Genomic DNA, 4489 nt, shown 5'->3' with positions numbered 1-4489 from the left:
AGCAATTTGCGAAATGTGAACTAGTCCATCTACTCCTCCAAGATCAATGAAGGCTCCAAAGTTTGTTAAACGAGCGATTTTCCCAGTTACCGTTTCACCTTCAACCAAATGATTCAATACATCTTTTTTCTTATCTTCGTTTTCAGCTTCAACAACAGCCTTATGAGAAAGAATCAAACGGTTCTCACTTGGTTCAATTTCTACGATTTTAAATTTTAAAGTTTGTCCTTTGTAACTAGAAAAGTCTTCTACAAAATGAACATCTACCATAGAAGCGGGTACAAAACCTCTGACTCCGACATCTACTACTAAACCACCTTTTACGACTTCTTTAACCGGTGCTTCAATAATTGTTCCTTCATCAAATTCTTTTTGAATTTTTTCCCAAACTTTTTTAGCATCAATCCGACGCTTAGATAGCAAATAACTGCCATTTTCTTTTTCTTTAATCTCTTTAATTACTATTAAATCAACAATATCGCCAACATTTACGATATCGGTTACGTTTTCAAATGGGGCAGCTGACAATTCATTGTTAGGAATGACCCCTTCAACTCCGCCACCAATAATACCCACTATTGCTTGCTTATTATCTTGAATAGTTAAAATTTCACCTTTAACAACATCACCAATATTGATTTCTTGAACACTGTTCATTGCATCCATCATTGATTCTTGTTCTTCGACTTCGTGGTTTTTTTCATTTTCCGTCATATGTTTGCCCTCCTATAACTAGCCAATAAAATTCCTTCTCCTTATATTTTAACCAATATTTCAAAATATTGCCACAAAAACGTTTGAAAAGATAAAAAGAACTCTATTTTTTAAGTTTAGTTTGGATAATTTGTCTGATTTTTTCAGCAACTTGTTCAATAGATAAACTTGTTGTGTCTAAAAGAATCGCATCTTCAGCTTGGATAAGCGGTGATACTTCACGATGAGAATCTTTGTAATCTCGCTCAGCAATTTCTTGCTGCAAAACGTCTAATGACGTTTCTATCCCTTTACTCATATTTTCTTTGTAGCGTCTTTGAGCTCGTTCAGCAACACTTGCTACAAGGAATATTTTAACTTCTGCTGTTGGCAATACGGCAGTCCCAATATCTCTACCATCCATAACAACTCCGCCATGCGAAGCGATTTCTTGTTGTCGTTTAACTAGTTCTGCTCTCACTTCACCATGTGCTGAAACAGCTGAAACTAAATTAGTTACATTTGGTAAACGAATAGCATCTGTAACTTCTTGGCCATTCACAAATACTTTTTGATTGTCACCATTCGGTTCGAAAGAGATTGTCATCTCTTTTAACAATTTTACGAGTTGTTCTTCATCTGTTACTGCAATATTTTTTTCCAGTGCTTGATACGTTAATGCCCGGTACATTGCTCCAGTATCGCAATATATGTAACCTAGTTCCACTGCTACTATTTTAGCGACCGTACTTTTTCCAGCAGATGCCGGACCATCAATTGCAATTTTTATTGTTTTTTCCAATTTTTTTGTCCTACTTTCTTATTTCATATTAAAAAGGCTAGGTTACCCTAGCCTTAGCGCCAATTATAAAGATGAGGCTTTACTTAATTTTTAATTTACTTTTAAAACAGTTCCTACACTGACCGAATCACCTGATATACCATTTAAAGATTTTAATTCATCTGTTGTCATATTATGGTTCAACGCGATTCGATAAAGGTTATCTCCTGCTTTAACAGTATAAGTATTCGTTGTTTCCTCAACCACTTCAGGTTCAGGTTCTACGATTGGTTCCTCTGCTACTTGTGACTCTGGTTCTTCTACAACTGGTGCTTCTGGTTCTGGTGCTTCACTTTCAGATGATTCCTCTTGAGTACTTTCAGAAGAAACTTCCGATTCTGCTTCTGACTCAGCTGTTTTTGAACTGCTTAGTTCGCTACTGCTGTTTTTTGTGATGATCATTCTTTCTTCAGAAGCGTTTAGCGTTTTATTGGATCCACTGTCTTCCTTAGACCACCAAAAATACGCTGCGGTCGGCAAAATAATAATCAAGGCTAAGAAAATTACTAATGATGTTATAACTGGATGCACGCTTCTCTTTGCTTTTTTTCTAGCTGTTCTAGAATACTTATCGTCCACTAAACTATCATCATCATCAAATTTACGATCCCAGACTTTTTCTTTTTTAGGGTTATTTTTAGAATTTTTTTTACTCATTTTATAGTACTCCTCCTAAACCAAAATCATTATTATTGTATCATTTTTACATAGAATTGTCTTATTTATTTCCAATTAAAAACAATTCAGTTAAAATTTCTTCCCAATTTTTTTCTTTCATCATTATTGTTTCTTTTTCCAACTCAGCTTTCTCATAAACGTCAGCTAGTTCTAAATTACAGTTAGAGCAACAACATTTAGGTTTACTCTTCAATTTTTCCTCAAAGTAATGCAATAAAAAAGCTCTTTTGCAACTTGAGGTTTCAGCATAATCGATCATGTAATATAATTGCTGTTGTTTATAAAGCGTTCTACTCTTCACTTGATTTTTAGCAGCATCAATCGGTATTTTAGCTTTTAAATAATTTTCTATTAATTGCTTTTGGGTAGGACTGCAGCTGCCTTCTGGTATCACGCCTTTTTTATAACCATATTCCAACATGTCAATAGTTGGCAAGGTATATTCTTGTAAACGTAATTGAATTATGCCATCTCCCGATTCATATAATAAAAGCGCTAAGCTTGGTTCTCCATCTCTGCCACAGCGTCCAACTTCTTGTAAATAGGCCTCTGGACTGCCTGGCAAATGGTAATGAATGACAAATCGAATATTACTTTTATTAATTCCCATCCCAAAAGCACTCGTCGCACAAATAATAGCGATCTCATCATGAACAAATTGTTGCTGGATTTTAATTTTGTCTTCCGCTGCTACATCTGAATGATAACTTTCAGCCACGATACCTGTTTTACTGCGAATCAATTCAGCAATTTCATCGGCCGTTTTCTTACTAGAAAAATAAATAATTCCTGGTTTCTTTAATTTTTGAATATGATTTATTAATTGCTGATTTTTATCACGCTCACAATTAATGGTCGAAAAAGCAATATTAGATCGGTCGACGGAATAAACAATCTGTTTTGTATTTTCATCATCAATTTGCAATGACGTTAAAATTTCTTCTCTGACCTGTTTCGTAGCGGTAGCGGTTAAAGCCATTGTTAATGGGAAATTTAATTGTTGGCGAATCAGACCTAAATCTAAATAATCAGGTCTAAAATCCAACCCCCATTGAGAGATACAATGGGCTTCATCAATTGCAAAAAGACAAATCGGGACTCTTTTTAAACAAGACATGACGTATTCCTGTTGCAGCATCTCCGGTGAGAGAAAGATGAACTTATAATCAATTAAGTGGTTTAATACCCATTCTTTTTCGTGCGCATCCATCAAACTGTTAATAGCAGCGACTCTTTTTTCACCATTTAATTTTAGTTGCTCTACTTGATCTTGCATTAAAGATAACAATGGGGAAACGATCACTACAAGCCCTTCTAAACAATAGCCTGTCAGTTGGTAGCAAATGGACTTACCCGTTCCTGTTGGCAGCATGACCAATGTGTGCTTGCCTGTTAGAGCTGCCAATATTGCTTCCTCCTGCCCGTCTCTAAAAGAGCTATACCCAAAATAATTCTCTAAATTTCTTTTTATGAGTTCTTTATTATTCAAAGGTACGACTCCTCTCAACTTGAATCAAACGGTACCATGAAAAAGGAACACGAGGCATTTTTACTACCAATTCCTCATAGCTTATTGCTTCATGACGATTAAAAAGTGCATTCAATCGTTCATACTCATCACGAGGTATAAATCTTGCTACTTCAAAATCCGGGAAGATAATAGCTAATTCAATCACATGTTCCGCAATGGTGTTCACCTTTAATTTTCTTTTTATAGCAATTTCTTCAATAGAACGCCCATTTTCTAAATAATGAGCGGTTAATTTAGTACTTTGACTAAGACTACTGTATCGATCTCCACTGCTTTCTTGATAAATCAGATAAAACAACGGATAGGACTCTTTTTTATTATTAATTTTATCCATTAATTGACTAATAGCATGTTGAAGAAGAAAGGCTACTTCCATTGGTTCAATTCCTAATTTGGTTGCTATTTGGGTACTTGTTTTGCCAAATTTTGCATGTCCCGTTAATTGTGACACAATTATTTCTGCATCAAATGAATCCATTTCTTTTAACACTTGAACCCATTCTTTTCCATATGAAATGGCCAGTTCTTGTTTATCTAATGGGCTTCTCTTTAACCACTCTTTTACCCAAAGCTGTGTTTTAAACTCTTTATCAATGGGCAAATAACGCTTATTTTTATACCGCAATTCTGAAAGAACTTGAGTTAAAAATAATACTTTTTTCCAAAACTCTTTAGTTTCTTTCCCTTGGGTCAACTGATTTAAATTTGTTGGATAAAAATGATTTGAAAAATAGTTTTCTACTTCA

5 protein-coding genes are annotated in these 4489 nt (G+C 34.7%); all 5 read right to left on the bottom strand.

Translation table 11 applies throughout. From position 1 onward, the window contains the following. The coding region (locus tag CAT7_RS11810; RefSeq protein ID WP_007725908.1) for a S1 RNA-binding domain-containing protein at positions 1–714 on the bottom strand (714 nt) is incomplete at its 3' end. Between the two features lie 103 nt (positions 715–817). Beyond that, entirely contained in the window at positions 818–1495 is a 678-nt protein-coding gene (gene cmk, locus CAT7_RS11805) for a (d)CMP kinase (protein ID WP_007725906.1), read from the bottom strand. 90 nt (positions 1496–1585) lie between these two features. Next, positions 1586–2191, bottom strand: coding sequence for a LysM peptidoglycan-binding domain-containing protein (locus CAT7_RS11800; protein ID WP_007725903.1), 606 nt, complete (start codon positions 2189–2191; stop codon positions 1586–1588). 61 nt (positions 2192–2252) lie between these two features. Continuing rightward, entirely contained in the window at positions 2253–3701 is a 1449-nt protein-coding gene (locus CAT7_RS11795; RefSeq protein WP_007725902.1) for a RecQ family ATP-dependent DNA helicase, read from the bottom strand. Further along, positions 3694–4489 (bottom strand): helix-turn-helix domain-containing protein (locus tag CAT7_RS11790; RefSeq protein WP_007725901.1); only part of this gene is annotated, 796 nt, incomplete at its 5' end. The genes CAT7_RS11795 and CAT7_RS11790, both read right to left, overlap by 8 nt.

Source organism: Carnobacterium sp. AT7 (genome assembly GCF_000171855.1).
GTDB lineage: Bacteria > Bacillota > Bacilli > Lactobacillales > Carnobacteriaceae > Carnobacterium_B > Carnobacterium_B jeotgali.
This window is presented reverse-complemented; position numbering and strand designations above follow the sequence as displayed.

What these genes read in the sequence shown, in the direction of transcription:
- CAT7_RS11800 (WP_007725903.1), bottom strand. Translation starts at nt 2,191, where the DNA reads ATGAGTAAAAAAAATTCTAAAAATAACCCTAAAAAAGAAAAAGTCTGG.